Origin of the sequence: Parafannyhessea sp. LCP19S3_B1, from assembly GCF_052121955.1 — a bacterium.
Taxonomy (GTDB): Bacteria; Actinomycetota; Coriobacteriia; order Coriobacteriales; family Atopobiaceae; genus Parafannyhessea.
The window spans coordinates 52,104-78,163 of sequence record NZ_JBQKDH010000002.1; the positions used below are offsets into that span (position 1 = coordinate 52,104).

Genomic DNA, 26,060 nt, shown 5'->3' on the forward strand with positions numbered 1-26,060 from the left:
ATGGCATTGACTATCAACTTCATGCCCGCGTACGCGCAGGCACCCGCGGCGCTCGCGGCCTTGAGGGCCGACGTGGACGCGGCCGTCGCGAAGGCGGCGGCCGAGGGGGCCCGCGTGGTCCTTCCGGCGGGCGAGCCCGAGCTCTGTGACGCGTTCGAGGCGGCGGGCGTCGCCGTTGCGCGCGCCGACGCGTCGTTTGGCTATGTGTACGGCAACGACACCGCCGCCGCCCGCCTGTTTGCGGGCGAGAAGCCCATCCCCTCGGCCGTGACCGGCTCGGCCGCGGACGCGCTGGTGGGCGGCGAGGCGTGGCTTCGCGGCAAGGACGCGCCGAAGCTCGTGTACGTGAACGGCGCGACCGAGCCGGTGGAGCTGCCGGCGAAGGTGAGCGTGGCCGAGCTGGCCAAGGCAGCCGGCGTCGAGGACGCCAAGGCCGTGTACCTGGGATTTCCGCAGGGTGACATGGTCGCGGCCTCTAGCGAGGGGGACGTCCTTCTCGCCAGCGACGTGGTGCGCGTGTTTGGCGCGGACTGCTGCATGGCCGACGAGCTGCTGAGGATCTGCCGCGAGTACCGCCACGAGACGTGCGGGCGCTGCGTGTTTGGCCACGAGGGCTCGTACCAGATGGCCACGATCCTGGAGGACGTCTGCCACAAGCGCGGCAAGTCCGGCGACCTGGAGCTTCTGCAGGACCTTGCCCCGATGATGGAGGAGCAGTCGCTGTGCGAGGTTGGTCGCGTGCTGGCGAAGACGGTGCGCGAGACCTGCGCGCTGTTTGGTGAGGAGATCTCTGCCCACTATGCGCGCAAGGTGTGCCCGGCCGGCGCGTGCGACGCGTACAAGACGTTCCACATCCTGGTGTCCAAGTGCACCGGCTGCGGCGACTGCCTGGACGCGTGCGAGGACGGCGCCATCATGGGCAAGGCGAACTTTGTGCACGTGATCGACCAGCGCAAGTGCACGCAGTGCGGCCGCTGCCTGGACGCGTGCGGCGAGGGCGCCGTCGTGAAGGCCGGCGCGAAGAAGCCGAAGACGCCGCCGCGGCCCATTCCCGTGCGCAGGAAGAAGTAGGCGTGCTTCCGTGTGTGCGTTGCGATCGCGGTAGGCGCCGCGATTGCGGGCGATAGCGATTCGGGTTGAAGACGGGCGAGGGGAGCGGTTCCTCTTGCCCGTCTTTTTTGTGCGGGTACGGACGGCGTGGGTACGGGTGGCGCGGTGGTGTTGTGGCGTGAGCGGTGCCCACCTTGGGCTGCGGGACACGTTAGGAAGGCAGCGGAGAGCTGGACTGTGTGGGCTGGCGGCACACGTCGGCCACGGTTCGCACGATCCTGCAAGGTCGTGGCGGGTGTGTGCAGGGGCGCCGGCGCCTCGGGTACGCGCCCGGCCCCAGTTCGCGGGATTCTGCAATGTCGTGGCGGGTGCGTACCCGCCGCCGCACACACCCGGCCCCAGTTTGCGCGACCCCGCAATCTCGACCCCGGTGCGTTGCGCAAAGAGGGGCCCCGTGCCACGAAGTCGCGGGTGTGCTTCGCGTAATGCGAGAATCCCCCGGGTGTGCTACGCCCGCGCTTGGTTCGATAGCACATGACCGCAGGTAGGCTGCCCGAGCCATGGCTCTCTTAACCATCGCGGGGTCACACACCGCGGGGTTCCCGCCACGGCGGCCCCAGGGGCGCGACGCACCCGGCCCGAGCTCGCACGACTCCGCAATGTCGGCCCGGGTGCGTGCAGGCGCGACCGAGGCCTGGGTACGCACCCGCGCCGAGTTTGCATGGGGGGTCCGTAAACTCGGCCCTCACGAGTACGGGCAAGCGGCGCGCCGGTACACATCGACCACGAGCTTGCAAGGGGTCCGCAAACTCGGGTCTCACGAGTACGGGGAAGCTGCGTGCCGGTACACGTCGGCCGCGAGCTTGCACGGTTGCACGAAACTCGGGGCAGACGAGTACCGGGAGGCGCCTTGGCGGTACACGCCGGCCCCCAGTTTGCAGGGGTCTCGCAAACTGGGGGCAGAAGTGTACCGGGCATGCCTCCCGCCGGTACACGTGGGGCAGAAACGCACGGGGTCCCGCAAACTCGCGGCCGACGTGTGCCATAAATGTTCAAACCATGGCAGGAACTCGCCGATGTGTACCGGAAAATGCAAACTCGGGCCAGACGTGTACCATGAGGAATTAGTCTAATCCCACATAACATGAGGTAGATGAGCTGCGCGATCAAAGTCTTGACGAGCGACCCGGTACACGTCTAACGGTTCCTGACATGGCTCGACTTTCGATGGTACTCGCCTGACCCGAGTTTGCGGGTTCTCGTCAAAAGCGCGCCCATGTGTACCCGCCCCGTACACGTCTGACGCGAGCTTGCGGGGTCCCTGCAAACTGGGCTTCGAAGTGTACCCGGCCCGGTACACGTCTGACGCGAGCTTGCACGGACCCGTGAAACTCGGCCGCGACGTGTACGGGCGTGTCGACTCGGGGCTCACGTGTACCGACGACCGGGGTGTGACGGCAGTCGCAATCGGATGTCGCATGAGTGGGGTGCCGTCTTTCCAGGGCATTGGCCGGTGGGTTGGGCTGGTGGTCCAATTCGCAAAAAGCTAGCAAATTGGGTTTACAAAGTTAACCTGTGTATACTATTCTTCACTAGGTAAGTTCGCTACGGTTAACAATTGGAGATGGAGCTATGGAGGGCGTCATGGGGTACCGACGCGCGGCCGGCGCGAGCTCTGCCGCGTCGAAGTTGAGGTCTGGCTCCCAGCTGCCGCTCGCGATGGTGGGCGAGGGGCAGACGGTGACGGTCGCGCGCGTGCGTGGCGCGCAGGACCTGCGTCAGCACATGTCCGAGATGGGCTTCGTGCAGGGGGCAGAGGTAAAGGTGGTCTCGCGTGTCAACGGCGACGTGGTCGTGAGCGTCAAGGGCGCGACGCTCGCGCTGAACCGCGACATGGCGATGAGGGTCGTGACCTGCTAGGGAAGACCGCGGGAGGCAGCCTGTCAAAGGTGGCGCGCCACCATGACAACGCGACGTCACGTGCACAGACCGAGGGCGCCGGGGCGCGGCGCAACTTGGCAAAACGATACGAAGGAGAAGAGCATGGCAACTTTGAGGGACGTGAAGGTGGGGCAGGAGTGCACCGTCGAGAAGCTCACTGGCGCGGGCGCGGTCAAGCGCCGCATCATGGACATGGGAGTGACGAAGAACACTCGGGTCCTGGTGCACAAGGTGGCGCCGCTGGGAGACCCCATCGAGGTCACGGTCCGCGGGTACGAGCTGACGCTTCGCAAGGACGAGGCGCAGTGCATCGAGGTCGCGGACATCGTCACGGCATAGCTCCATCGCATTTTTTTGCGCAAGAAGTTAAGTAAGGCTAACAATAGCGACGGAGCGGCAAGAAGGCCACACAGGCGGTCACGGCGCGTCCGCGCGAACGACAGCAGGGAAGGCACATGGCAGAAACGACGTACATTGCGCTCGCAGGAAACCCAAACTGCGGCAAGACGACGCTCTTCAATGAGCTGACCGGGTCAAACGGCTACGTGGGCAACTGGCCCGGCGTCACGGTCGAGAAGAAGCAGGCCCCGTGGAAGAAGGACCGGGACGTTGAGCTCGTGGACCTCCCGGGCATCTACTCGCTCTCCCCGTACTCGCCGGAGGAGGTCGTGTCCCGCGACTTTCTCGTGAACGACAGGCCGGACGCCGTGGTCGACCTCATCGACGTCACGAATCTCGAGCGCAACCTCTACCTCACCACGCAGGTGCTGGAGGCCGGTCGCCCCGTGGTCGTCGGCCTCAACATGTGTGACCTGCTGAAGGAGCGCGGCGACGTCATCGACGCGAAGAAGCTCTCCTCCATGCTCGGCGCGCCCGTCGTCGAGGTCTCGGCGCTGCGCAACAGGAACCTTGACAAGCTCATGCAGCAGGCCGTGGACGCGGCCAGGGACGGGGTCGCGACCAAGGGCGTCAGGTGCTTCTCGCCCGAGGTGGAGTCCGCCCTGCAGAAGGTGCAGGCCATCGTGGGTGACACCGCGCCCGCAGACCTTGCCCGCTGGTACGCGATCAAGGTGTTCGAGCGCGACGCGGACGCGATCGAGCCGCTGGGCCTCTCGACGGAGCAGCTCGACGCGGCGGAGGAGGTCATCGCGGCGGTCGAGAAGAGCCGCGACGACGACGCCGAGTCCATCGTCACGGGCGAGCGCTACGACTGGATTGCGACCGTGATGGACGCGTGCGTGAAGAAGGCCCCGAAGCGGTTGACCGCCTCGCAGAAGATCGATCGCGTCGTGACGAACCGCGTGCTTGGCCTTCCCATCTTCGCGGCCGTCATGATTGCCGTGTACTGGGTGGCGCTCGTGGCGGTGGGCACCCCCGCGACTGACTGGGTGAACGACAACCTGTTCTCGGACGGCTTCTTCGTGAACTCTGCCTCGCAGCAGAAGTACGACGCCGACACGGCAGCCTATGAGGACGGACACTACGCGGACAAGATCGACGGCTTCCTGGCGGCGGCGGACGAGAAGGGCATAGATACCTCGGCCGCGAGCAAGGCGCTGGCGGCAGACGATCGCAGCGTCGCGGACGAGCGCGCCATCAAGGCGTTCGAGGCGGAGGCGGCAGGCGTCGTCGCGCGGGACGTGCCGCGGCACGACGGCGACGGCAACCTCACCCACGACGGCGGAAAGGTCGTGACGAAGCTCGACTCCAACGGCAATGCGATCCTCTCGTCCGGGCAGAAGCTCGACGTCGTGAAGACCGTCACCCTGGCAGACTTCAAGAAGGCCGTCAACGCGCAGGAGCCCGACCCGCACGACTACGCCGGCTTCGTGGACTCCGTGCCAAGCGCCGTCACCGGCTGGCTCCAGGGCGCCGGCGCGTCTGACGCGGTGGTGTCGCTCGTGGTCGACGGCGTCATCGGCGGCGTGGGCTCCGTGCTCGGCTTCATCCCGCAGATCTTCGTGCTGTTCGTGCTGCTGTGCTTCCTGGAGGACTGCGGCTACATGAGCCGCGTCGCGTTCGTGATGGACCGCGTGTTCCGTCGCTTCGGGCTCTCCGGCAAGTCGTTCATCCCCATGATCGTCTCCTCCGGCTGCGGCGTCCCCGGCGTGCTCGCCACCAAGACGATCGAGAACGAGCGCGACCGCCGCATGACGGCCATGCTCACCACCATGATTCCGTGCTCCGCCAAGCTGCCGATCATCTCGCTCGTGATGGGTGTCCTCATCGGCGCGGACAACGGCGCGTGGTGGGTCGCCCCCATGTTCTACTTCCTCGGCATCGTCGCCATCGTGGTCTCGGCCGTCATGCTCAAGAAGACCAAGCCGTTCCAGGGCGAGCCCATGCCGTTCGTGATGGAGCTTCCCGACTACCACTTCCCCAGCATCCGCTCGTGGGCGCTGCACGTGTGGGAGCGCGTCGCCTCCTACGTCAGGAAGGCCGGCACCATCATCTTCGCGGCCGCGGTCGCCATCTGGTTCCTCTCTAACTTCGGCATCGCCGGCTGGAAGGGCGGCGACGGATCCTTCGGCTTCCTGCAGGGCATGGCCGGCGCGCCTGACACCTACATGGACTACTCCATCCTCGCCGGCGTCGGCGGCGCGCTGAGCTTCGTCTTCATGCCCCTCGGCTTCGGCAACTGGCAGGCAACCGCCTCCACGATCTCCGCGCTCATCGCAAAGGAGAACCTCGTCTCCACGTTCGGCGTCCTGTACGGCCTCGGCGGCGCAACGGAGAACTCCGTCTCCATGTGGCAGGGCTTCGCGGGCATGTTCACGGTTGCTGGCACGCTCCACGTTGGTGCCATGTGCGCGTTCGTCGCGTTCAACATGCTGTGCGCGCCGTGCTTCGCGGCCATGGGCACCATCCGCAAGCAGATGGACGACCCCAAGTGGTTCTGGTTCGCCATCGGCTACGAGTGCGGCTTCGGCTGGGTCGTGGGACTCCTCATCAACCAGCTGTACGAGCTCTTCGTCTTCGGTAGCTTCGGGTTCTGGACCGTCGTGGCGTTCGCGCTGCTCGCGGCCATCCTCTTCCAGCTCTTCCGTCCCATGCCAAAGTGGGACGAGAAGGACGACCACATCCTCCAGAGCCTCTCGGAGGAGCCGGTCGCATAGCAGGGTTCGACCCCCGCGGCCCACAGGCGGTCTCGCCCCGACCCCCAACGGGGCGGGACCGCAGGGTCGCCCAACGACGGACGCAGGCTCTTCTCATCACGGAAAGGGGTGATGTGCATGGATGTGAGCTCGATGGCCACCGCCGTACTCCTCTCCGCGGCCGTGGTCGGATCCTGCGTCGAGGTGCGGCACGCGTGCAGGGGGAAGTCTTTCTAGCTGCGGCGAAGGTCGCGCTTGCAGAGCCGGGTGGCTACTCGGCCACCTGGCTCTTTTTCTGGCACGAGGGGCAGATGCCGTAAAATATCGTGCTCGCGTGGACGTCGACATAGCCCCACGTGCGCTCCACCTGGCGCTGCGCGTCCTCCACGTCCGGCGCCGGCACGTCCGTCACGCTGCCGCACTCCGTGCACACCAGGTGTGCGTGGCAATCGCTCCTTCGGTCGAAGCGCTCGCCGCCGGACACCTTGACGGATATGATGTCGCCCGACTCCACCAGGACGTGCAGGTTGCGGTACACCGTGCCGCGGCTCACGTGCCCGTCCTTCTCGCGCACGCGAAGGTACACCTCGTCGGCGGTGGGGTGGTCGTCCAGCTCCCGCACCGCGTCGAGCACCAGCTGGCGCTGGCGCGTGTTGCGTCTCTCCATGGGACCTCCCTTCTGCGCCGCCTTTTCGTGCGTCACCCGTCGTGCAATGCGCCGAGTGCGCTCCCATGCAGATTATATCCTATATTATTAGGACAATGTATTGCTAACATCATGTGGCGCAGGGTAGAATCTGTGCTGGCAACCACTCGGCGGGCCCGATGCCCGCTGGCATCGAACTGTATACACAAAAGAGAGGGGAGGTCCCCTTGGACGCATCCGTCACACGCACGATCATAGGCCTCGCGATACCGCTCGCGGGCACCACGGCCGGCGCGGCCATGGTCTTCCTCATGCGCGGCCGGCTCAACCACGCCGTCGACCGCGCGCTCACGGGGTTTGCCGCCGGCGTGATGGTCGCGGCATCCGTCTGGAGCCTCATCGTTCCGGCGATAGAGGAGTCATCCGCCATGGGGCGCCTTGCCTGGGTCCCGGCGTTCGTGGGCTTCTGGCTGGGAATCCTGTTCCTGCTGCTGCTGGACAGCCTGCTGCCCCACCTCCACCTGGGCGAGAAGGACACGCATCCCGAGGGCCTGAGGTCCAACCTCCAGCGCAAGACGCTCATGCTCCTGGCCGTGACCATCCACAACATTCCCGAGGGCATGGCCGTGGGAGTGGTGTATGCGGGCCTGCTCTCCGGCGGCACGGGGCTCACGGCGGCCGGCGCCCTTGCGTTGTCCGTGGGCATCGCGATTCAGAACTTCCCAGAGGGAGCGATCATATCCATGCCGCTTCGCGCGGAGGGGTCAAGCCGCACGCGCGCGTTTCTCGGCGGCTTCCTTTCCGGCGTGGTGGAGCCCGTGGGCGCCGTCCTCACGATCCTGGCCGCGCGCCAGCTGGTGCCGCTCATGCCGTACCTGTTGAGCTTCGCCGCCGGCGCCATGGTCTACGTGGTGGTGGAGGAGCTCATCCCCGAGATGAGCGAGGGGGAGCACTCCAACGTGGGCGTGCTTGCGTTCGCGCTCGGCTTCACGCTCATGATGGCGCTCGACGTGGGCCTGGGCTAGGACTGCCGGCGCGCACGGCATAGGTCCATGCGCATGAAATCGCGGTCGCACAAGAAGGGCCCCGCGCGCACCGGTGTGCGCGGGGCCCCGTCATGCCGTGTGGGGTGTGGCTACTTCTTGGCCTTGCCCTGGTTGGCGACGGCGTTGATCTTCTTCTCGATCGTCTCGGGGTCGCCGATGTAGTGCTTGTCGATGATGTTCCAGTCCTTGTCGAAGGTGTAGGAGCAGGGGACGCCGGTGGGGATGTTGACCTTCAGGATCTCCTCCGGGGTCAGGTGCTCAAGCTGCATCACCAGGGCGCGCAGGCTGTTGCCGTGTGCGGCGATGAGCACGCGCTTGCCGGCCTCCATCTGCGGCTTGATCTCCTTCTCGAAGTACGGCCACGCGCGGGCGATGGTGTCCTTCAGGCACTCGGTGTACGGCAGGTCCTCCTGCGGCACGTCGCGGAACTGGTCCTGGATGTGCGGGTCGCGGGGGTCGCCGGGCTTCAGTGCGGGCGGCTGCACGTCAAAGGAGCGACGCCAGATGAGGACCTGCTCCTCGCCGTGCTCCGCGGCGGCGTCGGCCTTGTTCAGGCCCTGCAGCGCGCCGTAGTGGCGCTCGTTCAGGCGCCACGTCTTGTGGACGGGCAGCCACGCGCGGTCCATCTGGTCCAGAACGATGTTCAGGGTGTGGATGGCGCGCTTCAAAAGCGACGTGTAGCAGACGTCGAAGTCATAGCCCTGCTCCTTGAGGGCCTTGCCGCCCGCGGCGGCCTCCGCGCGGCCGGTGTCCGTCAGGTCGACGTCGGTCCAACCGGTGAAGAGGTTCTTCAGGTTCCACTCGGACTCACCGTGACGGATGATGACGAGCTTCATCGTGTCTTCTGCCATGCCAGTTCCTTTCCGTAGAAACGCCTGCATACCACACAAACAAACTGTCCCTATTCTACGGCAGGTGCGTGCGTCGCATGTGGAGGAACTTGCCCGCGCGCCCACCCGTGCCAACTTGACGGCGAATCGTGGCCAATTCGCGACGAGGCGCATTAATCCGCGGCGTCCACGTCCAGCGTGACGCTCACCTTGTAGTCGGGGTAGGTCGCCTGAACCTCGCCCACGATCTGGCGGTAGGTGGACTCTCGGTCGGGGAGGGCGAAGTCCAGGATTACGTCGAAGTCCAGCAGGCGGTTCTTCTCGTCCACGTGGAAGCCGTGCATCTGGATGACGCCGTCGTGCGCCATGACCATGCGCGTTACCTCGGAGCGCATGCGCATGGCAACGTCGTCGGAGGTGTTGCGCGAGTAGATGCCCACGGCGGCCAGGATGACCCTGCCGTTCGTGCCCGCGTACACGGCGTGCTGGATGCGGCGGGTCATCTCGTCTATGCAGTCCGCTCGCAGGGTGTCCGCGACCTCCGTGTGGACGGAGCCGACGAGCTGCTCGGGGCCATAGGAGTGAAGCACCAGGTCATACGCGCCGTTTGCGTCTGGGTCCGCGCTGACTATGCGGCGCACCTCCTGCGCGAGCTCCGCGTCCGCGCGCTCGCCCAGGATCTGGCTCAGGGTATCGCGCAGCATGTCCAGGCCGCTCTTCACGATCACGACGCTGATGGCGGCGCCCACCCACGCCTCGATGGCAAACCCGGTCGTGATGAACACGGCCGCGGCCGCGAGGGTCGAGGCGGAGAGCACCGCGTCGAACAGGGCGTCCGCGCCGGAGGCCACGAGGGAGTCCGATCCCACGCGCTCGCCCGTCGCCTTCACGTGGCGTCCCAGGACGAGCTTCACGACGACGGCCGCGGCGATGATCACGAGCGACGTGGTCGTGTAGCTGGGCGTCTGCGGGGACACGATGCCCTTTACGGACTCGATGAGCGAAGAGACGCCTGCGTACAGCACGATGATCGATATCACGGTGGCCGAGAGGTACTCCACGCGACCGTAGCCGAGCGGGTGGTTCTTGTCCGGCGCCTTGCCGGCGAGCTTCGTGCCCACGATGGTTATGACGGAGCTCATGGCGTCGGACAGGTTGTTCACGGCGTCCATCGTGACGGCGATGGAGTGGGTCAGCATGCCCACGACCGCCTTGAAGGCGGCGAGAAGGACGTTCGCCCCGATGCCGAGGACGCTCGTCCTCACGATGGTGGCCTCGCGGCTGCGGGCGCCTGGGTCCGCGCCCGCAGCTGCGGCCACCGGGGCCGCGTCCTTCTCGTCCGTGGGCGCCTGCTGGCGCGCCTGCGTCTGATGCTCGTCGTCACGTGTTGACATGATGTCTGATCCCTCTTCCATGCTCTGCGTACCTGCGACAAGGGCGTGCCGGCAGGTGCGGGCTTCCGCGGCCTGCCGGCACGTGCGTATATGCATTGTGGCCCTTCCGGGGCGGCGCCGCAACGCGGCGGCCGGGCTACAGCTGCCGGGCCACGGCCTTCTCGACCTCGGCCATGTCGACCGTCGGCTCGAAGCGCTCCACGAGGTTGCCCTCGCGGTCCACCAGGAACTTGGTGAAGTTCCACATGATGTAAGCCTTGTCGCCGAACTTCTTGTTGTTGGCGTCCGCGAACTTCTTGAGCGCGAGGGCCTTCACCGTGCGGCCGAAGCCCTGGAACGGCTTCTCGGTCGCGAGGTCGGCAAACAGCGGGTCCGCGTTGTCGCCGTTGACGTCGATCTTCTTGAACTGCGGGAACTCGGTGCCAAACTTCATGGTGCAGAAGCTGTGGATATCGTCGTCGGACTCGGGTGCCTGGCCGGCAAACTGGTTGCACGGGAAGTCGAGCACCTCGAAGCCCTGGTCGCGGTACTTCTTGTAGATGGCCTCCAGGTCGTCGTACTGGGGCGTGAATCCGCAGCCGGTTGCGGTGTTCACGATCAGGAGCACCTTGCCGGCGTACTGCCTGAGGTCCGTGGTGCTGCCGTCCCTGTTGGTGACGGTGTAGTCAAAGTAGCTCATGGACTGTCCTTTCCACGTGGTGCGGAGGGGTCCGCGCCTTGCTGTCAAGCAATATAGTAGACAACAAAATAGCGCACGATTAAAAATACACGCGAGAAACACGTCGCGTCCCGGTCGCGGCCCCCTCGGCATGCCGGCGCCGTCGCTTGCGGCGCGCGTCCGGGGGGCGCCCGCGGCGCGTGCCTGGTGGTGCGTCATACTTGGGGGCGAGGAGTGACGTGGGCGTGGTGTGTAGACGCCGCCAGGGTGGGTACGTATTGAGTTAGCCATGGGTTACATTTGTGACGTACGATACGACATGGAGGTTCATCATGCTTGACTTCATCATCGTGGCGGCCGTCGCCGTTGCGTTTGCGCTTTGCGTCCGCAGCCTGCGGAAGGGCTCCGGCGAATGCTCCGGGTGCGCCCAGGAGGCAACGTGCGCCGCCCACGCCACCGGAGCGGGGAAGTGCCCCGTGGCGCAGGACATGGTCGCGAAGGCAAGCGAGGCGCTCGGGGATCCAACAAGCCGCGGATAGCGCGCCCGGCGCACGTGGGAGAGCGCACCGTGCAAGCCGCGCAGCGACCTGTGCGCAGCAACATATATATGTGTGGTGCTGGCGCATGGCGCTGCGCGGCTGCGGCCGATGTATTAGTATTCTAACGGCTTACGACACCCTCGACCGCTTGCGAGCGTAAGGCGGCGACTCGGCGGGCGCACCTGCTTACGAAACACTTGCGTAACCTCGATATGCCACAGTAAGACCGATATGTGCGCAGGTACGCCGCCTTGCATCGCGATGGAAGGATCTGACATGAGTGATAGGAATGTCGACTTTGTCCTAAGGACGGTAGAGAAGCGCGACATCCGCTTCGTGCGTCTTTGGTTCACGGACGTCATGGGCAAGCTCAAGAGCTTCTCGATCTCCTCCGAGGACCTGGAGGAGGCGTTCGAGGAGGGCGTCGGCTTCGACGGCTCGTCCGTGGAGGGCTTCGTCTCGTCCGAGGAGTCGGACATGCTCGCCTTCCCGGACCCCGCAACCTTCCAGATCCTGCCGTGGAGGCCACAGCAGAAGGGCGTCGCGCGCGTGTTCTGCGACATCAAGACGCCCTCGCGCGAGCCGTTCGAGGGCGACTCGCGCTCCTGCCTCGAGCGCGTCTTCCGCGCGGCGGACGCGAAGGGCTACGTCCTGAACGTCGGCCCGCGCATCGAGTACTTCTACTTCGACAACGACCTCAACCCCATCCCGCAGGACCAGGGCGGCTACTTCGAGCTCACGACGTCGGACGTCGCGACGGACCTCCGCCGCTCCACCACGCTCATGCTCGAGCGCATGTCCATTCCCGTCACGTACTCCTTCCACTCCTCGTCCCCGTCGCAGAACGCGGTCGAGCTGCGCTACACGGAGGCTCGCAGCTGTGCGGACAACATCATGACCGCGCGTGTGGTGATAAGGCAGGAGGCGTACCAGAACGGCTTGTTCGCGTCGTTCATGCCAAAGCCCATCAACGGCTGCCTCGGGTCGGGAATGTTCCTGTACGAGTCCCTGTTCGACCACGAGGGCAACAACCTGTTCTGGGCGCCTAAGACCCAGAACGAGGCGCACCTGAGCGAGCTCGCGCAGCACTACATGGCCGGCCTCCTGAAGTACGCGCCGGAGATGTCCCTCGTCTCGAACCCCACGGTGAACTCCTACAAGCGGCTCGTCGAGAACGGCGAGGTCCCCATCTACACCACGTGGGGCCGCAAGAACCGCTCCACGCTCGTCCGCATTCCCACGCACAAGCCCGGCAAGCACCAGTCCACCCGCATCGAGCTGCGCAACCCCGATCCCACGGCGAACCCGTACCTCACGATCGCGCTCACCCTCGCAGCGGGCATCCGCGGCATCGAGGAGGGGCTCACGCTCCCGCCGGAGTCGACGGTCGATCCCGCGACCCTCTCGGATGCGGAGCGCAAGGAAAGCGGCATCGAGCGCCTTCCGCGCAACCTCGGCGAGGCCATCGAGCTCTTCGAGTCGAGCTCGTTCGTGCGCGAGGTGCTTGGCGAGCACATCGCGGACTTCTATGCGAAGGAGAAGCGCAAGGAGTGGGACGAGTACTGCTCTACCGTGACCGACTGGGAGCGTGCGAAGTACTACGCGGGCGTCTAGCAATGACCCGCTTCGGTAATATGGCATAAACGCACCCGTAATATTTATGCTGAATACTGTTCACAGGTACAAGGCGACCGTTCGCGTGATGCGACGGTCGCTTTTGTACGTCTTGCTTCACCAGTTGGGTAAGGTTAATCACGTCTGGCAGATATTTGACAACTTCATTTCCATATTCGAAATTACGATATATAGAACTTTCATATTCACAAATCAACAGTATTATGGTTTGCAATCTCCATGTGGCCGCGACCGACGGGTCCGTGGGGTGGGCGTGTTCGTGCGTTGGGACGACGGCGTGCGCCGCGCCCGTGGACTTCAGCGGAAGCTTGAAGGGGAGATAGGAATGAAGAAGAACAACTGCGTCCGATTGCGTAGGCTGCCGGCCATCCTGGTGGCGTCCATCGTGCTCGTGCTGGCGCTCGGCATCTCCGGATGCGGCACGTCGGCGAGCGGAGGCTCTGCCAAGAAGGCCGAGTCCCAGAAGATGACCCTCGTGCACAAGGGCAAGCTCACGGTCGTTTCCGACCTTGCGAACCCGCCGTTCGACTACATGGAGGGCCAGACGAAGAAGGGCTTCGAGGTCGAGCTCATGCAGGAGCTCGCCAAGAAGATGGGGCTGGAGTGCGAGTACCTCAACCCCATGAAGTTCGACTCCATCATCCCCACCATCAAGCAGGGCGGCAAGGCCGACGTTGGCGCCTCCAACTTCACCATCACGGAGGAGCGCCAGAAGGAGATCGACTTCACCAACGCGTACATCGACTCCAACCAGGGGCTCGTCACCGCGAAGGGCGCGGCCGACCAGGTTGGCGCCGACACCAAGACGCTCGACAACGCCAGCTCAACGATCGCGGTCCAGGCGGGCACCACGGGCGAGTCCTGGGTGAAGGAGAACCTGCCCAACGCCACGGTCGTCGCGCTCGACGACCCGATCGCCGCGCTGTCCGGCGTGTCGACGGGCCTGTACAAGGCCGCCGTCGCAGACCTGCCCGTCATGCAGTACGAGTGCAAGAACTCCTACACGGACCTCGCGGTCGCGAAGGAGATTCCCACCGGCGAGCAGTACGGCATCGTCGTGAGCAAGGAGAATCCCGCGCTCACGAAGGCCCTGAACAAGGCGCTGAAGCAGTGCCGCAAGGATGGCACGCTCTCGAAGCTCGAGCTGAAGTGGTTCGGCGTCGACTACGAGGAGAAGAGCGCGACCGCCTCGACCGCAAGCGCGTCCTCGCTCTCCGGCGACGCCGGCTCCGTGAGCGTGAGCAAGGCGACCGCGCGTCCTAACGAGGACGGCGGCGACAAGGTCATCGGCGGCATCAACACCCGCCTCACCTGGGAGGCGACCACCAAAGTGAAGGACGGCGTCTCGTCCGTCACCCTGAAGCTCCCCAAGGGCGCGAGCTTTGACGGCTCCACGACGAAGGTCACCGTGCTCGAGGGCCTCAAGCGCATCAGCATCGACGGCTCCGCGAAGGCGAGCGGCAACACCATCACCGTCAAGTTCGAGACCCCGATTCCCACGGGCTCGCTCCTCCGCCTCGAGATCACGGACATGAAGTTCCCCAGCGAGGGCGGCAAGAACAAGGTCACCGGCAGCTACACCACCGCGGCCGGCGTCAAGGGCAACCTGCCCGCGTCGCCGTCCATCAAGACCAGCGCCAACACCCCCGTGCAGCAGATCGTCATGTGGCTCGACGGCCAGGCATGGGTGAGCGCATGGAACTCCGTGCCGTTCCTCAACATGTTCTTCAAGCCGCAGCTCCTCGTGACCTCGTTCGTCTCGCTGTTCGGCGGCTGGCTTCTCTGCCTGCTCATCGTGGTCGTCGCGTACCCGTTCGCCATCGTGCTCGGCTTGCTGTTCGCCATGATGAGGATCTCCAAGTTCAGGGTGCTTCGGGGCATCGCCTCGGTCTACATCAACATCCTGCGCGGCACGCCGCTCTTCCTGCAGATCTACATCATGTTCTTCGGCCTGCCCATGGTCGGCATCAACATCGACAACAACATCCTGGGCATCATCGTGATGGCCATCAACTCCTCCGCCTACCAGGCCGAGATCTACCGCGCCGGCATCCAGTCCATCCCGAGGGGCCAGTACGAGGCCGCATCCTCCCTCGGCATGAACGGCAGGCAGACCATGTTCACGGTCATCCTGCCCCAGATGGTCCGCCGCGTCATCCCCACCGTCACGAGCGACTTCATCACCTCCTACAAGGACACCTCGCTCCTGTCCTCCGTCGGCGTCATGGAGCTCATGATGTTCTCGAAGAACCTCACCACCGTCTCCGGCAACATCACCCCGTACATGGCCGCGGCCATCTACTACCTCATCGTCACGCTGCCGCTCATCAAGGTCGTCGGCATCGTCGAGGCGCGCCTCGCCGACGCGGAGAACGGCGGAGGCCCCAGGCCTGGCGGCAAGAGGGCCGCGAAGTCCGCGGAGGGCGCCGAGGAAGGCGAGAAGAACTTCTCGGCCGACGGCAAGGCATCCGCTGGCAAGAGCTTCAGCGCGCTTGACGCGCTTGCCGCCCCGTTCAGGTCCCACGCAGGTCAGGAGGCATAGCCGATGTTTGGAAAGAACGGACACAGGATCGACGCCGTCGAGGTGCCTCCCGCGATGGACGCACAGGAGGCTGCCCGCATTGCCTACGAGCGCGACAAGAACCTGACGAGGCACCACTTCGAGGAGGGCGAGCACCCGATCGTCCGCATCGAGCACCTGAACAAGACGTTCACGGACACGCCGGTCCTGCGCGACGTGAACCTGGACGTGTGGAACGGCGAGATCGTCGTGGTGCTGGGACCGTCCGGCTCTGGCAAGTCCACGATGCTGCGCTGCATCAACCTGCTCGAGACGCCGACCGCCGGCCACATCCTCATCGCGGACAAGGAGATCACCGGCACGAAGAAGACCGACGTGAACATGCTGCGCCGCGACCTTGGCATGGTCTTCCAGGGCTTCAACCTCTTCCCGCACATGACCGCGCTCGAGAACGTGATGGTGGGCCAGGTGAAGGTCCTGAAGAAGCCTAAGGAGGAGGCTCGCGTCGAGGCCATGAAGCAGCTGGAGGCCGTGGGGCTCGCGGACCGCGCGGACTACAAGCCGCCCCAGCTTTCCGGCGGCCAGCAGCAGCGCGTCGCCATCGCGCGCGCCGTCGCCATGCACCCGAAGGTCATCCTCTTCGACGAGCCGACCTCCGCGCTCGACCCCGAGCTGGTGCGCGACGTCCTGAACGTCATGAGGGACCTCGCGCTGCACAGCGGCATGACCATGATCGTGGTCACGCACGAGATGGGCTTCGCCCGCGACGTCGCGGACCGCGTCGTGTTCATGGAGGGCGGCGTCGTGGTCGAGCAGGGCCTGCCCGAGGAGGTGTTCGACCACCCGAAGACGCAGCGCACGAAGGAGTTCCTGGGCAACATCCGTTAGGCGTACGTGCCTGATAGGTTCTCGTAGCTTCTGTCGGGCGTTACGTACGTGAAAATGCAGATTTTTGCTTCAGCGCACGAGAGTTTACATTGCAACTTGTAATGTATGATAATGTAAGCCGAGAGCACCTTAGGGTGCCCTCGGTTTTTGCGTGGCGAGCACTGTGGGTTGGGGGCCGTGGATGCACCACAAGAACATCCTGTTAGTCGCAAAGACCTCTCGCTACATCGAGCGTATGCGAGAGCTAAAGCATGCCCTGGACGTGTCGATCCTACCGACGACGCCCGAGACCTTCGCGCAGGCGATTTCCTCTGGGCACGACTTCGACCTGGTGGTGCTTGACTCCAACGGGCTCGAGCAGGACACGCTCAACGCCGTCGACTCCTACGTCACTGACAACGGGTTCATCCCCACGCTCGTCATCCAGGACGAGTCGAAGCTCGGCTCGCTCCACCTTCCCGCGCAGGGCAGGAACGACTTCATCACCTCCACGGCGAGCGAGGCGGAGTTCGAGGTGCGCTGCGCGCTGCTCTTGTGGCCCGGCGAGGAGAGCGCCCCGGCGGACATCGTCACCGTGGACAACATGACCATCAACCTCGCGACCTACCAGGTCTACATCGACGAGAAGCCCGTCGACCTGACGCTGATGGAGTACTCGCTCCTCTCGTTTCTGGCGACGCACCCCTCGCGCGCGTACTCGCGCGAGACGCTGCTGCACCGCGTGTGGGGCTTCGAGTACTGTGGCGGCACCCGCACGGTCGACGTGCACATCAGGCGCGTCCGCTCGAAGGTGGGCCCGCAGGTGGCGTCGCACATCGTGACGGTGCGCGGCGTTGGCTACCTGTTCAAGATCTAGGCGACATCGTCAGGCCGCACGCCAGATTGCAAACCGAGCCCTCGCGGCTCGGTTTTTTGTTACCCAGACTTTCAGCTAACCAAAAGCGTTGTTCTGGTGACGTGTCAAGGGCGAGAAGAGCGTCTGTCGCGACATGCGACGGGTACAGTGAGGGTGTACACAGAGGTCGGACGGGTGCGAGGCGCCCGACGGAAGAGGGGTCATCATGAGCGAGAACGACAACGGCCGTCCACCCATTCCGGGCGTGGACCAGACGGTTGCGCAGCCCACGGTCAGCGTGAGCCCGGCGCAGCCTGGCGCGCAGGGCGCGCAGGATCAGACGGGCGCGAACGGCGCAGGTGCGCCGGATGCGGGCAAGGGGCCGGACGGCGGCAAGCGCCACGGCGGCCATACGCTCAGGAACGCGCTGGTGGGGCTGTGCGGCGGCATCGTCGGTGCGCTGCTCGTGACGCTCGCGCTGTTTGGCACGGGCTACCTGGGAGGCGCGGCCGCGTCGTCCTCCGCCACCACCTCGCAGTCGACCGCCGGAAAGACCATCAAGATCGACAACACCGACGAGGCGACGACGGCCCAGGCCGCCGCGGCTAAGTCGCTTCCGTCCGTCGTGGTGGTGAACGTCACGACGAGCGAAGGCTCTGGCCTGGGCTCCGGCGTCGTGTACGACAAGAAGGGCGACATCATCACGAACTACCACGTGATCGACGGCGCGACCTCCATCTCCGTCACCATCAACAACAAGAGTTACGACGCGAAGGTCGTGGGCTCGGACGCGTCGAGCGACATCGCCGTCATCAAGGCGGACATCGGCGACGACGAGGTGACCCCGATCGAGGTGGGCAACTCCGACAAGCTCGTCGTGGGCGACTGGGTCATGTCCGTGGGCAGCCCGTTTGGCCTGGACCAGTCCGTCTCGGCCGGCATCGTGAGCTCGCTTGCGCGCAACCAGACGATGCAGTCGTCCTCCGGCGAGACGATCTACACGAACCTCATCCAGACGGACGCGGCCATCAACCCGGGCAACTCCGGTGGCGCCCTCGTGAACTCGAAGGGCCAGCTCGTTGGCATCTGCACGCTCTTCTCGTCTGACACGGAGTCCTTCGCGGGCATAGGATTTGCGATTCCGGGCAACTACGCAACGAAGATCGCGGACACCATCATCGCGGGCAAGACGGTGACGCACGCCTACATAGGCCTGACGATGCAGACGGTGAACGCCCAGAACGCCACGGCGAACGGGCTTTCCGTGAAGCAGGGCGCGTATGTGGCCGACGTCACGAGCGGCAGCCCCGCCGACAAGGCCGGCATCAAGAAGGGCGACATCATCGTGGCGGTCGACGGCGACGAGATCACGTCTGCGGACGGCATGATTCTGGCGGTGCGCTCGCACGACATTGGCGACACGGTCAAGGTGACGTTCATGCGCGGCGACTCGAAGAAGACCGTCGAGGTGACGCTGGGCGACGATGCGGAGCTCCAGAAGCAGCTGAAGGAGCAGAGCCAGCAGCAGAACACGCAGCAAAACAACGGCCTGGGCGACGGATACGGTAACGGGTCTGGCAGCGGCTCGTCCCAGGAGGACCTGATGCAGGAGATCTACAACTACCTCAACCAGAACCACGGCGGCTCGTACTCGGACGGGACGTCCGGAAGCTCGAACCAGAGCTAGGGACCGCGGGGCCGCATGGCGCGGCGCCCGCGTGAGGGATACAATCCAGAGCCAGGCACTTCTCGCCCGCGTCGGCCTCACGGCTTGGCGCGGGCGAGCGCGCACGGGCGCACCGCGAGAGCGCGCGGCGCCCTGCGCGGCCTGGGCTTTGGTTCGAAGGCCTATGTGCGCCGATGGTGCGGGAGGGATGCGCGCATGGAATACGCAAGCGACCCGGCGTTCTGCCACGTGTGCGGGACGAGGCTCGTGCTGAGGGAGCAGCCGGAGGACGGACCGGAGCCGTGGTGCCCGACCTGCGGGGCGTGGCGCTACCCCGGCTTCAGCGTGGGGTGCAGCATGATCGTGTACCACCCGGACGGCACGCGCATCCTGACGATCGACCAGTATGGCAAGCGCGGGATCCTGGTGGCGGGCTACGTCGCGCGCGGGGAGGACCTGGAGTCGACCGCGCGGCGCGAGGTGCGCGAGGAGACGGGGCTCGAGCTGGATTCCGTGGCGTTCAACGCGAGCAGGTTCTATGGGCCCTCGAACACGCTGATGGCGAACTTCGTGTGCCACGCCACGGGGGAGGAGGCCCGCGCGAGACCCGGTGAGGTGGACCGGCTGAGGTGGGTGAGCGTTGGGGACGTGCTGGGACGGATGCCGGAGGGGTCCCTTGCGCAGTGGTTCGTGCGGCACCACCTGGAGTCCGTGGGGCTGGCATAGCGCCGGCGGTGCGGGGGCGTGCCTCTTTTGCGGCTTTCCGCCCCGGCCGCGCGCGCCGTGAGATAATCTCTTGTCTTGTGGCGACGTAGGGAGGAAGCGCATGGCAGACCGGGACGCAAGGCAGACGGCGGCGACAGGCACGCAGTTCTCGCTGTTTGGGCGGGACCAGGCTCCGGAGGTGCCGGGGGGCGGCGCCGGCGCGTCCACGCCGGCCGAGCGCGCGGCCGAGCTGAACCGCATCCTTTCGCACGCGGCATACGCGTACTACGCGCTGGACGACCCCGAGATGACGGACGCGCAGTTTGACCGCTACCTGGTGGAGCTGCAGCAGATCGAGGCCGCGCACCCCGAGCTGGTGACGCCGGACTCCTACACCCAGCGCGTGGGCGGCTACGTGAGCGAGCAGTTTGCGCCCGTGCGCCACGCGCGCCGCATGTACTCCATAGACGACGCGATGGACCTGGATGAGCTGGACGAGTGGCTCGCCCGCACCGAGGAGGCGCTTGCCGCCGCGGGGGAGGGGCCCGTCGCCTACACCTGCGAGCTGAAGATCGACGGCCTTGGCATCGCGCTGACGTATCGCGACGGGCGTCTGGTGCGCGCGGCGACGCGCGGCGACGGCACGACGGGCGAGGACGTGACGCATAACGCGCTCACGATAAAGGACATCCCCACGACGCTGGGGAAGGCCGGCCTTGCGCGCGTGGCCGACGGCGGCTTTGGACACTCCGTCGAGGTTCGCGGCGAGGTGTACATGCCGAAGCATTCCTTCGTGCGGCTGAACGAGGAGAATGACGCGGCCGGCAGGGCGCCGTTCGCGAACCCGCGCAACGCCGCCGCCGGGTCGCTGCGCCAGAAGGACCCGAAGGTGACGGCCGCGCGAGACCTGGAGACGTTCATATACGCCGTGGCCGACGAGGACCCCCTGGACGTTGCGACCCAGAGCGACTTTCTGGACTGGCTGCGCGACTGCGGCTTTAGCGTGAACCCGCACGCCCGCCGCGTGGCGACCGCCGCCGAGGTGCACGCGTACTGCGCGGACGCGCTCGCGCACCGCGAGGACCTGGACTACGACATCGACGGCGTGGTGGTGAAGGTGGACTCGTTCGCCTCGCAGGCGAGCCTTGGCTTCACGGCGCGCGCGCCGCGCTGGTCCATTGCGTTCAAGTTTCCCCCGGAGGAGAAGAGCACCATCTTGCGCCAGATCCGCGTGCAGGTGGGGCGCACCGGCGTGCTGACGCCGGTGGCGGAGTTCGACCCCGTGGTGGTGGCGGGCTCCACGATCGCGCGCGCGACGCTGCACAACATAGACGAGGTGCGTCGCAAGGACGTGCGTGTGGGCGACACCATCGTGGTGCACAAGGCGGGCGACGTCATCCCGGAGGTGGTGGGGCCCCTCGACCGCGAGGACGAGGAGCACCTTGTCCGTCCGCTGTGGGAGATGCCCGCGACGTGCCCCAGCTGCGGCAGCCCCGTCGTGCGCGAGGAGGGCGAGGTGGCGTACCGCTGCGTGTCCATCGACTGCCCCGCGCAGGCGACGGAGCGCCTGATCCACTGGGGCAGCCGCAACGCCATGGACATAGACGGCCTTGGCGACGAGATCGTGGGCCGCATGGTCGAGCAGGGGCTGCTGCTGGACGTGGCCGACTTCTACACGCTCACGGCGGACGAGCTTGCGGCCGTCGACACGGGCAGGGTGTACGAGACGAGCACGAAGGACCACCTCGAGGGCGACGGCATCGTGGTGGGGCCGACCATCGCGGGGAAGATCATGGGGCAGATAGAGGAGTCCAAGGGCCGCGGGCTTGCGCGCGTGCTGTTTGGCCTGGGCATCCGCCACGTGGGTGCGAACGTGGCCGCGCTGCTTGCGAACTCATTCGGGTCGATGGAGCGCCTCATGCTCGCAAAGGAGGCCGACATATCCGCGATCGACGGCATTGGGCCGAAGATTGCGGCAAGCGTGCGCGAGTTCTTCTCGATAAAGAAGAACGTCGCCGTCATCGAGCGCCTGCGCGAGAGCGGGGTGAGCCTGGAGCAGGAGGGCTTTGGCGAGGAGCCGGAGAAGCCGCAGACGCTTGCGGGGCTCACGTTCGTGCTGACGGGGACGCTCAAGGGGCACACCCGCACCGAGGCGGGTAACCTGCTGAAGGCGATGGGCGCGAAGGTGTCCGGCTCCGTATCGAAGCGCACTAGCTACGTCGTTGCGGGTGAGGCGGCGGGTTCGAAGCTGACGAAGGCGCAGCAGCTTGGGGTGCCCGTGCTGGACGAGGCGGCTCTGGACGAGATCCTTGCGACGGGCGTGGTGCCTGCGGTCGAGGGATAGCGAGCTGCGGGCGCCTCGCGCCATGCGGGCTGGCGGCACACGTCGGCCGCGAGTTTACAAGATCTTGCAAGGTCACCCCTGGTGTGTGCAGGGGCGACTGGGGCGCGGGCACACACCCGACCCCAGTTCGCACGACCCTGCAAGGTCGTGGCGGGCGCGTACCCGCCGCCGCACACGTCGGCCGCGAGTTTACAAGATCTTGCAAGGTCGCCCCCGGTGCGTTGCGTAAATAGGGGCCCCGTGCCACGAAGTCGCGGGTGTGCTTCGCGTAATGTGAGAATCCCCCGGGTGTGATACGTGAGCGTTTGGTTCGACAACACATGATCGCAGGTAGGTTGGCCGTACCATAACTCGTTTAACCATCACCGCGTCACACACCCCGGGATTCCTGCCACGGCGGCCCCAGAGGTGCAACACACCCGGCCCGAGCTCGCACGATTCCGCAAGGTCGGTCCGAGTGCGTGCAGGCGGAGCCGGGCCCCGGGTACACACCCGCGCCGAGTTTGCAGCGGGTCCGTAAACTCGGGCCAGACGAGTACGCTTGCGATAGGCGCCGGTACACTCCTGCCGCGAGTTTGCAGGGCCGGCGTAAACTCGCCCCTCATGTGTGCGGGAGGCACGTCCCGCCGGTACACGTGGGGCAGAAACGCGCGGGATCCCGCAAACTCGCGGCCGACGTGTGCCATAAGAATTCTAACCATGTCAGGAACTCGCCCATGTGTACCGGAAAATGCAAACTCGGGTCAGACGTGTACCATGAGGAATTAGTCTAATCCCACATAGCATGAGATAGACGAGCTGAGCGATCAAATCCTTAACGAACGACCCGGTACACGTCTGACAGTTCCTGACATGGTTCAACTTTCGATGGTACTCGTCTGACCCGAGTTTGCGGCTTCTTGCCAAAAGCGCGCCCATGTGTACCCGCCCCGTACACATGGGCGCCCAGTTTGCAGGGACCCTGCAAACTGGGCTTCGAAGTGTACCCGGCCCGGTACACGTCGACCGCGAGCTTGCACCGACCCTGCAAACTGGGCCGCGACGTGTACCGGTGCCGCATGGCGACCATGATCGCAAGTGCGTAAGGTCATGTGGTGCGAAGGGTGGCTTGGCTTTGCCTTGCGTGATGAGGCCGGGCGAAGGTCGGCCTGCGGTCAAATGGCTCCCAGAATTGCAATTAGTACTGTGTCAAATGCATAAAATTACGTCTTTGCTACAAAATCGCATCAATTCAGTTCACAGTTCATGCACGACGGCCCTGAGCTGCGCCGGCATCCCTAGAATCGTGGCGTACGCAGTCAAGAATGCAAGGGGTGATTCGCTATGGAGGAATCCGAGAAGCGTTTCGGTCGCGTCTTGGCATGGCTGGACGACGACGAGAAGACCGTTGAGTTCAAGCGCGAGAGGCCGCACACGTGGCTCGAGGAGCTCGGCGAGCTGAACGAGGAGGGCAAGCTCGAGTCCGTTTCCAGGACCCTGAGGTTCCCACGTTCGAAGGAGGAGGAGTACGAGAGCGACGACGTCACCTGGCTATAGGGCGAAAGCTCGTCAGGTTTCCGTTCGGATGCCGCGGTCTGTGGGTTTGCAAGAGTTTCGCCGCGACGTCCTTCTCGGCGCTATCCTTCCAGAATGAATTGGAACCATGGCCCCTTGCACCAGTTGCGAGGGGCCTTCCTGTGGGGAGTCCCGTCGTGGCGGAAATCTACTACTCTCTCGTGACCATCCTTCTGGTGACCGTGGTGTCGCCGTTCGTGGCGAGCCTCATTCCGGGCCGCGCGGTGCCCGAGGTCGTGTTTCTCGTGTTCGGAGGCGCCATCTGCGGAAAGTTCGGGCTAGCAGGTATAAACCCCGACCTCGAGCCGGTCAAGCTCCTCGCCGACCTTGGCATGGGCTTCCTCTTCCTGAAGGCCGGCTACGAGATCGACACCCGCGACCTTCTGGGACGCACGGGCGCCTATGCCGCCGGCTCGTGGCTGGTGTCTCTTGGGCTGGGGTTCGCCGTCGTGGCGCTCGTCTTCTCGAGGCTCGGCTTCAACCAGTCGTCGTGGGTGGCGCTCGCCATCTGCATGACGACCACCGCGTACGGCACGCTTGCGCCCATCATGCACGACCGTCGCCTGCAGGGCACGCGCGTGGGCAAGGCCGTCGACGTATACGGCTCGCTCGGCGAGATCCTGCCCGTCCTCGCGATGGCGTTCCTCCTGTCCTCGCGCTCGCTCGCGCGCACCGGGGCGCTGCTGCTGGCGTTCGTGCTCGTGTGCCTCGCCGTCTACCTGCTGTCCTCGAAGGTGCGCGACGGAGGCCGTCGCTTCCGTCGCTTCCTCGTGGAGAACGCCGGAGGCTCCAGCCAGCCCCTCATGAGGCTCGTCATCCTCCTTCTGGTGTTCCTGCTGTTTGCGACCACGATGTTCGAGTTCGATGCGGCGCTCGGCGCGTTCGCGGCCGGCTTCATCCTGAGGGCGCTCTTCCCCAGCGGCAGCGAGCCCCTGGAGCAGAAGATCGACGTCATATCCAACAGCTTCTTCCAGCCGGTGTTCTTCGTCGTGTCCGGCGCGAGCCTCGACCTCGCCGCCGCCACGCGCGACCTGCCGCTCCTTTTGGGCTTCATCCTCGCACTCGTCGTCGTCCGCGGGTTCGTGGTCGCGGCGTCGCTCAAGGCGGACCCGTCCACCCGCGACATGGACTGGCACGAGGTCTTCTCCACGTCCGCGTACTGCACCATGGCGCTTCCGCTCGTCGTGGCGATCACGTCGCTCGCGCGCGACGGCGGCCTGCTGTCCGCCACGGCCGCGTCCGTGCTCGTCACGTCCGCGGCGCTCACCGTGCTCATCGTTCCCACGGTCACGTCGTTCGTCCGCGTGGTCGAGGAGGTGGCGCCCGCGAGCGCCGCGCACCAGATCGCGCGCCACGAGGCGCCGCTCGAGCAGGTCCTGCACGACCACCTCGACGCGTTCCACGAGCGCCAGCAGGCGTTCCACGACGTCAGGCGGAGCGTCCACCGCGAGGGCCGGCGCTTCTCGTCCGCCGAGTACTTCGCCCACCCGCACGAGAACGGGCTCCAGCACGTCCACGGGGGGCACCATCCCCACGCCACGGGTGCGGGCGAGAGGGACGCGGCAAGCCGGCACGAGGCTCGGTCCTAGGTCCGCCGCGGGCGTGCACCGGACGTGTCCCAGATGCGGCCGGACACGGCAAGGACCTTGCGCGGCCCCGGCTAGTCCTCGGCCGGCATGCCGTTGTAGTTGCGGCTGCCCATCGCGGCGCGCAGCAGCCGCTCGTCGCCGCGCACGTAGGTCTGCGCGACGTCCGCCCACTGGTCCAGGGCGCCAAAGAACAGGTCGGGGAAGCTCTCGTCGCGGACCTCGCCGGTCGCCGGGTCGCTCCACGGGTGATGCTGCAGGTTGGCGGCCGCGCAGTCGTCAGAGGTGCTCACGCGGTGCGCCATGGACTCCGCCATGCCGTACGAGCTGAACAGGTGCTCGATCGCGACGACGGCTGCGCTCTTCCGGGAGCCCACGGGCTCGATGGCGCGGTACAGCGTCGCGTAGTCGCGCGTGGCGCCGGCGTACTGCTCCGGGTTGAGCTTGATGTCGAACGTCTGCAGCGCAAGCTGCGAGAAGAGCGCCCCTGCCACGCGGTCGATCCGCTCGGTGCGCGTCAGGAGGCTTGCCGTGGGGGTGTCGCGCACCGTCTGGTGGCGCATGCTCCACAGCATCCACGTGTCGAGGTCGCTCTCGATGATCGCGTGGACCTCGCTGCCCCTGTGCTCAAGCCCCACGCCCGCGCCGCAGATCGCGTACTGCTGGGCGTATATGAACGGGTGCGTCGTGCTGTCGAGCACGTAGTGGCCAAGCAGGCCCAGCGTGAAGCTGCGGCCGATGCCCTTGTCGGCCTCGGGCAGGTGGGCCACGCCGTCGCGCAGCGCCATGAGCGCGGGTATGACCTTGCGCTCGTGCATGAGGTGCGCCAGGCGGTGGCAGGCCGAGGCGTTCTCGGGCGTGGTCGAGAAGCGCGTGAAGAACGGGTCCGGGCCCTGGTTGCCAAGGATGAAGGCCAGGAGCTCCTCCTGGTTGCGGATGATGCCCTCGGGCAGGAGGGCCGCGGCCTTCTCGCCAAAGAGGTGATGGGTTATCAGAGCAGGCATGGGCGCTCCCGAAAACGCGGATCTTGCAGTCAACGTGTTTAGATTACACGATTTTGACGCCTTCGGCACGAATTTGGCCACACGCGCGCCGAGGTTGTGTACAGTAGACGTTTTGCAGACGAA

At 65.7% G+C, this 26,060-nt stretch carries 20 protein-coding genes; 15 read left to right on the forward strand and 5 right to left on the reverse strand.

Annotation, left to right across the window (positions count from 1 at the left end):
- From ACTQWE_RS01120 to feoB, 4 genes are all read left to right on the forward strand, one after another.
- On the forward strand, positions 1 to 1,071 hold the full coding sequence (locus ACTQWE_RS01120) for an NADH-ubiquinone oxidoreductase-F iron-sulfur binding region domain-containing protein (RefSeq protein WP_441856083.1): 1,071 nt from the start codon (positions 1 to 3) through the stop codon (positions 1,069 to 1,071).
- Positions 1,072 to 2,694: 1,623 nt separating this feature from the next.
- Positions 2,695 to 2,970 (forward strand): FeoA family protein, encoded by a 276-nt coding sequence (locus tag ACTQWE_RS01125; RefSeq protein WP_441856081.1) that lies wholly within the window; start codon positions 2,695 to 2,697, stop codon positions 2,968 to 2,970.
- 123 nt (positions 2,971 to 3,093) lie between these two features.
- Positions 3,094 to 3,330: a FeoA family protein gene (locus ACTQWE_RS01130; RefSeq protein WP_170104384.1), complete on the forward strand. Its 237-nt coding sequence runs from the start codon at positions 3,094 to 3,096 to the stop codon at positions 3,328 to 3,330.
- Between the two features lie 116 nt (positions 3,331 to 3,446).
- The gene (feoB, locus tag ACTQWE_RS01135; RefSeq protein WP_441856079.1) at positions 3,447 to 6,107 is read left to right on the forward strand and encodes a ferrous iron transporter B; all 2,661 of its coding nucleotides are present in this window, start codon (positions 3,447 to 3,449) and stop codon (positions 6,105 to 6,107) included.
- 250 nt (positions 6,108 to 6,357) lie between these two features.
- On the opposite strand, the gene ACTQWE_RS01140 is transcribed toward feoB, so the two are convergent.
- Positions 6,358 to 6,753: a Fur family transcriptional regulator gene (locus ACTQWE_RS01140; protein ID WP_441856077.1), complete on the reverse strand. Its 396-nt coding sequence runs from the start codon at positions 6,751 to 6,753 to the stop codon at positions 6,358 to 6,360.
- A gap of 278 nt (positions 6,754 to 7,031) precedes the next feature.
- Here ACTQWE_RS01140 and ACTQWE_RS01145 point away from each other — a divergent pair, with 278 nt between their 5' ends.
- Entirely contained in the window at positions 7,032 to 7,757 is a 726-nt protein-coding gene (locus tag ACTQWE_RS01145; protein WP_441856141.1) for a ZIP family metal transporter, read from the forward strand.
- Positions 7,758 to 7,867: 110 nt separating this feature from the next.
- On the opposite strand, the gene gpmA is transcribed toward ACTQWE_RS01145, so the two are convergent.
- The 3 genes from gpmA to ACTQWE_RS01160 form a co-directional block, all read right to left on the reverse strand.
- Complete coding sequence (gene gpmA / locus ACTQWE_RS01150; protein WP_170104387.1) at positions 7,868 to 8,629, reverse strand: 2,3-diphosphoglycerate-dependent phosphoglycerate mutase; 762 nt, start codon at positions 8,627 to 8,629, stop codon at positions 7,868 to 7,870.
- A 152-nt stretch (positions 8,630 to 8,781) separates the two neighbouring features.
- Positions 8,782 to 10,002 carry a cation diffusion facilitator family transporter gene (locus ACTQWE_RS01155; protein WP_441856075.1) on the reverse strand — a complete coding sequence of 407 codons (1,221 nt, stop codon included), beginning with the start codon at positions 10,000 to 10,002 and terminating at the stop codon, positions 8,782 to 8,784.
- Positions 10,003 to 10,138: 136 nt separating this feature from the next.
- On the reverse strand, positions 10,139 to 10,681 hold the full coding sequence (locus ACTQWE_RS01160) for a glutathione peroxidase (protein ID WP_441856073.1): 543 nt from the start codon (positions 10,679 to 10,681) through the stop codon (positions 10,139 to 10,141).
- Between the two features lie 311 nt (positions 10,682 to 10,992).
- On the opposite strand from ACTQWE_RS01160, the gene ACTQWE_RS01165 reads away from it, so the two are divergent.
- From ACTQWE_RS01165 to ACTQWE_RS01210, 10 genes are all read left to right on the forward strand, one after another.
- Entirely contained in the window at positions 10,993 to 11,199 is a 207-nt protein-coding gene (locus ACTQWE_RS01165) for a FeoB-associated Cys-rich membrane protein (protein ID WP_441856072.1), read from the forward strand.
- Positions 11,200 to 11,475: 276 nt separating this feature from the next.
- On the forward strand, positions 11,476 to 12,813 hold the full coding sequence (locus ACTQWE_RS01170; protein WP_441856070.1) for a glutamine synthetase family protein: 1,338 nt from the start codon (positions 11,476 to 11,478) through the stop codon (positions 12,811 to 12,813).
- A 346-nt stretch (positions 12,814 to 13,159) separates the two neighbouring features.
- Complete coding sequence (locus ACTQWE_RS01175) at positions 13,160 to 15,376, forward strand: ABC transporter permease subunit (protein WP_441856068.1); 2,217 nt, start codon at positions 13,160 to 13,162, stop codon at positions 15,374 to 15,376.
- Positions 15,377 to 15,379: 3 nt separating this feature from the next.
- Positions 15,380 to 16,243 (forward strand): amino acid ABC transporter ATP-binding protein, encoded by an 864-nt coding sequence (locus ACTQWE_RS01180; protein WP_441856067.1) that lies wholly within the window; start codon positions 15,380 to 15,382, stop codon positions 16,241 to 16,243.
- A gap of 181 nt (positions 16,244 to 16,424) precedes the next feature.
- Entirely contained in the window at positions 16,425 to 17,099 is a 675-nt protein-coding gene (locus ACTQWE_RS01185; RefSeq protein ID WP_441856065.1) for a winged helix-turn-helix transcriptional regulator, read from the forward strand.
- Between the two features lie 205 nt (positions 17,100 to 17,304).
- On the forward strand, positions 17,305 to 18,765 hold the full coding sequence (locus tag ACTQWE_RS01190) for a S1C family serine protease (protein ID WP_441856063.1): 1,461 nt from the start codon (positions 17,305 to 17,307) through the stop codon (positions 18,763 to 18,765).
- Between the two features lie 195 nt (positions 18,766 to 18,960).
- The gene (locus ACTQWE_RS01195; protein ID WP_441856061.1) at positions 18,961 to 19,470 is read left to right on the forward strand and encodes an NUDIX domain-containing protein; all 510 of its coding nucleotides are present in this window, start codon (positions 18,961 to 18,963) and stop codon (positions 19,468 to 19,470) included.
- A gap of 100 nt (positions 19,471 to 19,570) precedes the next feature.
- The gene (ligA, locus tag ACTQWE_RS01200; RefSeq protein WP_441856059.1) at positions 19,571 to 21,793 is read left to right on the forward strand and encodes an NAD-dependent DNA ligase LigA; all 2,223 of its coding nucleotides are present in this window, start codon (positions 19,571 to 19,573) and stop codon (positions 21,791 to 21,793) included.
- Between the two features lie 1,323 nt (positions 21,794 to 23,116).
- On the forward strand, positions 23,117 to 23,329 hold the full coding sequence (locus tag ACTQWE_RS01205; protein WP_441856057.1) for a hypothetical protein: 213 nt from the start codon (positions 23,117 to 23,119) through the stop codon (positions 23,327 to 23,329).
- A gap of 155 nt (positions 23,330 to 23,484) precedes the next feature.
- Positions 23,485 to 24,936: a cation:proton antiporter gene (locus ACTQWE_RS01210; RefSeq protein ID WP_441856055.1), complete on the forward strand. Its 1,452-nt coding sequence runs from the start codon at positions 23,485 to 23,487 to the stop codon at positions 24,934 to 24,936.
- A gap of 71 nt (positions 24,937 to 25,007) precedes the next feature.
- On the opposite strand, the gene ACTQWE_RS01215 is transcribed toward ACTQWE_RS01210, so the two are convergent.
- Positions 25,008 to 25,937 carry a zinc dependent phospholipase C family protein gene (locus tag ACTQWE_RS01215; protein WP_441856053.1) on the reverse strand — a complete coding sequence of 310 codons (930 nt, stop codon included), beginning with the start codon at positions 25,935 to 25,937 and terminating at the stop codon, positions 25,008 to 25,010.
- Between the last annotated feature and the right edge of the window lie 123 nt (positions 25,938 to 26,060).